This is a genomic window from Frankia sp. AgKG'84/4 (assembly GCF_023242965.2).
Lineage (GTDB): Bacteria > Actinomycetota > Actinomycetes > Frankiales > Frankiaceae > Frankia.
In genome coordinates this window covers 1-5,840 of the sequence record NZ_JALKFU020000329.1, presented here as the reverse complement: position 1 = coordinate 5,840, position 5,840 = coordinate 1, and the positions used below count along the sequence as shown (strand labels likewise).

Sequence of the window (5,840 nt, the reverse complement as noted above, 5' to 3'; positions counted from 1 at the left end):
GCGCAGCACCTCACGGTGTGGGACGACCCGACCAACGCCGACCGCGCCTTCGCCCGGGCGCGGGTGCGCCATAGCGTGCTACCGCTGCTGGAAACCGAACTCGGCCCGGGCATAGCCGAGTCGCTGGCCCGGGGCGCCACCCTGCTGCGGGCCGACGCGGACGCGCTGGACGCCACCGCTGCCGCCACGTTCGCCACCGCCGCCAGCCCCGCCGCCCTGCCGGCCGGCGCCGAGGTGCGGTTCGAGGTCGGAGTTCTGGCGGAGATGCCGGCCGCCGTGCGCGGGCGGGTGCTGCGCCGCGCCGCCGTCGACGTCGGAGCGTCCCCGTCTGCCCTGCTCGCCGAGCACATCTGGGCGGTGGAGGAGCTCGTGACCCGCTGGCGCGGCCAGAAGCCGGTCCCGCTGCCGTCCGGCGTGCTCGCGCGCCGCTGGGCCGACCAGATCACACTGACCGGACCGGTGGCCGCGCCGCGGGCGCCGGACGGATCGGCCGGCCGGGGACCGGGCAGCACCCCGTCGGCGTACACCGAGGAGGACCACCAGGTGAGCCAGGCCGCGACGACGACGCCCGACGCCGGCAGCCCACGCGGCGACGCGCCGGCGACCAGCCCCCATCCCGACATCGACGAAGTCCTGGTGTCCTCCGACGAGATCGCCGCGAAGATCGTCGAGCTCGCGGCCAGGGTCGACGCGGACTACGCCGGCCGGGAGATCCTGCTCGTGGGCGTGCTCAAGGGCGCCGTGATGGTGATGGCCGACCTCTCCCGGGCTCTGCAGGCTCCGCTGACCATGGAGTTCATGGCGGTGTCGTCCTACGGGTCGTCGACGTCCTCGTCGGGCGTGGTGCGCATCCTCAAGGACCTCGACCGCTCCATCGAGGGCCGCGACGTGCTCGTCGTCGAGGACATCATCGATTCCGGCCTGACCCTGTCCTGGCTGTTGAAGAACCTGCGTTCCCGCGGGCCCGCCTCGCTGGAGGTGCTCGCGCTGTTCCGCAAGCCGGAAGCGCTCGCCGTGGACATCGACGTCCGCTATGTCGGTTTCGACATTCCCAGCGCCTTTGTCGTGGGGTATGGACTTGATTACGCGGAGTATTATCGCACTCTCCCGTTCGTGGGCACCCTGACGTCGGCGGCGATCGAGCGCGGCGCTCACCGCTGACCTGCTCCCGGCCAGGCGCGGACCGGGCGAACCGGGGTGCCACCGGCACGGATGCACCCCGGTGGATCCCCATGCGTCCCGCTCGGAACAGCACAGGCCGCCGATCCGTTGGTCGGATGTGCGCGCGGTGAGACACGCGCACCGGCGGTACCCTCGGCACAAGGGAATCCCGATCGAGGGCAGTACACACGTCAGGAGGGTGGAGCGCTCGTGTCCGGCGCTCCAGACAGATGACTCCAAGAAGAATCTTCCGCGGCTGGGTGCCACTACTGCTCCTGGTCCTGTTCGTGATCATCCTCACGACGGGCGTCTTGTCGGGTCCCAGCGAGTACGCCAAACGCGACCTGAACTTCGTCCAGCAACAGATCGACGATGGCAAGGTTCAAAAGGCCAAGATCGAGGACTCCAAGCAGCTCATCCAGATCCAGACGAAGGACGGCCGGAAGTACGAGTCGTCCTACGTCACCCAGCAGGGCGTGAGTCTGGCCAACGAGCTGCGGACCAGTCGGGTCCAGTACGACGTCTCGGTCGACCGCGGAAACATCCTGGTCTCCCTCCTGCTCAACCTGCTGCCGGTGCTGCTCGTCGTGCTCCTGCTGTTCTTCTTCATGAACCAGATGCAGGGCGGCGGCAACCGCGTCATGAACTTCGGCAAGTCCAAGGCCAAGCTGGTGAGCAAGGACACACCGAAGACGACCTTCGGTGACGTGGCCGGCGCGGACGAGGCCATCGAGGAGCTCCAGGAGATCAAGGAGTTCCTGGAGAACCCGGCCAAGTTCCAGGCGATCGGCGCGAAGATCCCCAAGGGGGTTCTCCTCTACGGCCCACCCGGAACCGGCAAGACCCTGCTGGCCCGGGCGGTCGCCGGCGAGGCGGGGGTGCCGTTCTACTCGATCTCGGGCTCCGACTTCGTCGAGATGTTCGTCGGTGTCGGTGCCAGCCGGGTGCGTGACCTGTTCGAGCAGGCCAAGGCGAACGCGCCGGCGATCATCTTCGTCGACGAGATCGACGCCGTCGGCCGCCACCGCGGCGCCGGCCTCGGCGGTGGGCACGACGAGCGTGAGCAGACCCTCAACCAGCTTCTGGTCGAGATGGACGGGTTCGACGTCAAGGGCGGCGTCATTCTGATCGCCGCGACGAACCGGCCCGACATCCTCGACCCGGCGCTGCTGCGGCCCGGGAGGTTCGACCGGCAGATCGTCGTCGACCGGCCCGACCTGCTCGGCCGGGAGGCCATCCTGCGGGTGCACGCCAAGGGCAAGCCGATCGGCCCCGACGCCGACATGCTGATCATCGCCCGCCGGACCCCCGGCTTCACCGGCGCCGATCTGGCCAACGTTCTCAACGAGGCCGCGCTGCTGGCCGCTCGGTCGAACCTGAAGTTCATCTCCTCCGCGCTGCTGGAGGAGGCGATCGACCGGGTGATGGCCGGCCCGGAGCGCAAGACCCGCGCGATGAGCGACCGGGAGAAGAAGCGCATCGCCTACCACGAGGGCGGCCATGCTCTCGTGGCCCACGCGCTGCCGAATGCGGACCCGGTGCACAAGGTCACGATCCTGCCCCGGGGCCGCGCGCTCGGCTACACGATGCAGCTCCCGCTGGAGGACAAGTACCTGTCCACCCGCTCGGAGATGCTGGACCGGCTCGCCGTCCTGCTCGGTGGTCGCACGGCCGAGGAACTGGTCTTCCACGACCCGACCACCGGCGCCAGCGACGACATCGAGAAGGCCACTCAGATCTCCCGGGCGATGATCACTCAGTACGGGATGAGCGACAAGCTCGGCGCGATCAAGTTCGGCACCGAGAACAGCGAGGTGTTCCTCGGCAAGGAGGTCGGGCATCAGCGCGACTACTCCGAGGAGGTCGCCAGCGAGATCGACGTCGAGGTAAGGCGCCTGATCGAGGCCGCACATGACGAGGCGTGGGAGGTGCTGGTCACCTACCGCGACGTGCTCGACAACCTCGTCCTGCGACTGATGGACATCGAGACGCTGAGCAAGGATCAGGTCGCGGAGATCTTCGCGACGGTGGAGAAGCGCCCGGTGCGTGGTATCTACACCGGAGTGGGTCGGCGTATCCCGTCGGACCGCCCGCCGGTGCAGACGCCGGCCGAGCTGGGCCTCGTCCCCGCCGTCGCGGACCTGGTGAAGGAGCCCGGCCACGGCGCCCCCGGTAACCCCGGCAACGGCAACGGGCGGGACCACGGCCCTGCGGGCGCGCCGGGAACGTCCGGCGTCGAGCCCGCCGGTGCGCCGCACGGCGGGTACGGCCCCGGCGGGAACGGCGCCCAGGGCGGGGGCGGCTACGGCCCCGCGGGGGGCCAGGGCGGTTATCGACCGCCGAGCGGGAATGGCGGCCTGGGCGGCCATGGTTATCCCCAGGGCCAGGGGGCTCCGGGCGGCGAGACGCCGTCGGACGGGCCGCAGATCCACAACCCCTGGGCTCCGCCCTGGCCAAACGACGACGATAGGAGACGCCGTTGACGTCCGACTCCCCTAACGGGTTCACCTCGGTGAACGTGGAGATGGACGCCGGCGCCCCGGCAGCGGACAGCGGCCCCCCGACCGGTGACGGTCGGGGGGCCGCGGCCGCGAAGCGGGAACGGGCTCGTCCCCGCCAGGTGCGCCCGTTCGACCACGAGCGGGTCGCGCGTGCCGTCCGTGAGCTGCTGATCGGTATCGGGGAGGACCCGGACCGGGAAGGCCTGCGCAAGACCCCCGACCGGGTGGCCCGGGCCTACCAGGAGGCGGTCGAAGGACTCGGCCGTGAGCCGAGCGAGGTCCTGACCACCGTCTTCGACGAGGGTCACGACGAGATGGTGCTGGTGCGGGACATCGACTTCTCGTCGCTGTGCGAGCACCACCTGGTCGTCTTCTCCGGTCAGGCGCACGTCGCCTACATCCCGAACGACCAGGGCCAGATCACCGGCCTGTCGAAGCTCGCCCGGCTGGTGGACCTGTACGCCCGCCGGCCCCAGGTCCAGGAGCGGCTGACCTCGCAGGTCGCCGACGCACTCGTCGACGTCCTCGACCCGCGCGGCGTGATGGTCGTCGTCGAGGCGGAGCACCTGTGCATGTCGATGCGCGGGGTGCGCAAGCCCGGGGCGACCACGGTGACCTCGGCGGTTCGCGGCCAGTTCCTCAGCACCGCGACCCGTAGCGAAGGAATGTCCCTGATCCTGCGCGGCGGTGGCCGCGGCCGCTGAGCCGCTCCCCCGGCGGCCCGCGACCTGCTCAGCAGGTGAACGCGGGCCGCCCCACCGGGGACAAAACAGCCAGCAGGCGGGACTGGAGCAGACCGCTGGGACCAGAGCGACAGCGGGACTGGAGCGACACCTGGGACTGGAGCGACACCTGGGACTAGAGCCGGCAGGCCTGAATGCCGGACACCAGGATGCCGCGGGCGCCGATGTCCCACAGGTCGTCCATCGTCCGGTTGACGTCCGCCCGGAGCACCATCGCGCGGACCGCGTGCCATTCCTCCCGCGCGAGTGGGGAGATCGTCGGCGACTCGTAGCCCGGCGTGATCGAGCACGCCTTCTCCAGCACAGCCGTCGGCACGTCGTAGTCCATCATCACGTAACGGCGGGCCACCAGGACGCCCTGCACCCTGCGCAGCAGCCGTTCGTGCCCGGTCGTCAGCATCGCGCCACGCTTGGCGATGACGACGGCCTCGGAGCGCAGCACCGGCTCGCCGAGCAGTTCCAGACCGGCGGCCCGCAGCGTGCGGCCGGTCTCGACCACGTCGGCGACCGCGTCCGCGACCCCGAGCCGAACCGCCGTCTCCACCGCGCCGTCGAGCGTCACGATGCCCGCCGGGGTGATCCCACGACCGGCGAGGTCCGCCCGGACCAGTGCGGGGAACGACGTGGCGATCCGCTTGCCGTGCAGCTGGGCGACGTCCGTGTACTGGCCCTCCGGGGCGGCATACCGGAACGTGGCATGAGCATAGCCGAGCGGCAGGAGCTCCTCCGCCGCAGCGTTGCTGTCCAGCAGCAGATCACGCCCGGTGAAGCCGAGGTCGAGCCGTCCCGATCCGACATACACGGCGATATCGCGCGGCCGCAGGAAGAAGAACTCGATGTCGTTCTCGAGATCGCTGACCACCAGCTCCGCGGCCTCCCGCCGAGCTTCGTAGCCGGCGTCGGCGAGCAACTGGTTGGAGGCCGCGGACAGTGCCCCCTTGTTGGGAACCGCAATACGAAGCATCGTCACTACTCAGCGTCTACACGAATGGACCGGGGCACGTTCACAGGTGGGAGTATACGTCGTCCAGGGAAAGGCCCAGCGAAACCATGAGCAGCTGACTCCAGTAGAGCAGCTGCGAGATCTCCTCAGCTGCCCGCTCCCGACCTTCGTACTCGGCCGCCATCCACGCCTCCGCGGCCTCCTCGACGAGTTTCTTGCCGAGATGGTGAACGCCCTTGTCGAGGGCGGCGACGGTACCCGACGCAGGAGTCCGGAGGCGCCATTTCTCGGCCACCTCGGCAAACAGTTCGTCGAATGTTTTTCTGTTAGCTGAGGTAGCCGCACCGGCCGGCACGACGAGGCCCGGCGCTGCGCCTGCCCCCTCGGCGACGTGACCGGACTCGTCCCCGCCCGCCGCGGGCCGCGTGGAGACCCCGGGAGCGGAGACCCCGGGAGTCGACGGACCGGGCCGATCGGCAGGAATCATGCCCG

General features: G+C 70.0%; 5 protein-coding genes. 3 read left to right on the top strand and 2 right to left on the bottom strand.

The window, feature by feature from the left end; translation table 11 throughout:
- The 3 genes from hpt to folE all read left to right on the top strand — a co-directional run.
- A partial coding sequence (gene hpt, locus MXD58_RS18230) for a hypoxanthine phosphoribosyltransferase (protein WP_250609623.1) occupies positions 1 to 1,161 on the top strand: 1,161 nt, incomplete at its 5' end.
- Between the two features lie 230 nt (positions 1,162 to 1,391).
- Positions 1,392 to 3,644 carry an ATP-dependent zinc metalloprotease FtsH gene (ftsH, locus tag MXD58_RS18225; RefSeq protein WP_248838215.1) on the top strand — a complete coding sequence of 751 codons (2,253 nt, stop codon included), beginning with the start codon at positions 1,392 to 1,394 and terminating at the stop codon, positions 3,642 to 3,644.
- Positions 3,641 to 4,366 (top strand): GTP cyclohydrolase I FolE, encoded by a 726-nt coding sequence (gene folE, locus MXD58_RS18220; protein WP_374616310.1) that lies wholly within the window; start codon positions 3,641 to 3,643, stop codon positions 4,364 to 4,366. The genes ftsH and folE overlap by 4 nt, the downstream gene beginning before the upstream one ends.
- Positions 4,367 to 4,520: 154 nt before the next feature.
- Here the strand turns inward: folE and hisG are convergent, their stop codons facing one another.
- Together hisG and MXD58_RS18210 are read right to left on the bottom strand one after the other, a co-directional pair.
- A complete protein-coding gene (hisG, locus tag MXD58_RS18215; protein ID WP_248838216.1) occupies positions 4,521 to 5,369 on the bottom strand; it encodes an ATP phosphoribosyltransferase in 849 nt (282 codons plus the stop codon).
- A gap of 40 nt (positions 5,370 to 5,409) precedes the next feature.
- A partial coding sequence (locus MXD58_RS18210) for a phosphoribosyl-ATP diphosphatase (RefSeq protein ID WP_308301992.1) occupies positions 5,410 to 5,840 on the bottom strand: 431 nt, incomplete at its 5' end.

Bases quoted from the DNA above. Each gene is read 5' to 3' on its own strand.
- ftsH (WP_248838215.1), top strand. From the start codon at position 1,392: ATGACTCCAAGAAGAATCTTCCGCGGCTGGGTGCCACTACTGCTCCTG.
- hisG (WP_248838216.1), bottom strand. From the start codon at position 5,369: ATGCTTCGTATTGCGGTTCCCAACAAGGGGGCACTGTCCGCGGCCTCC.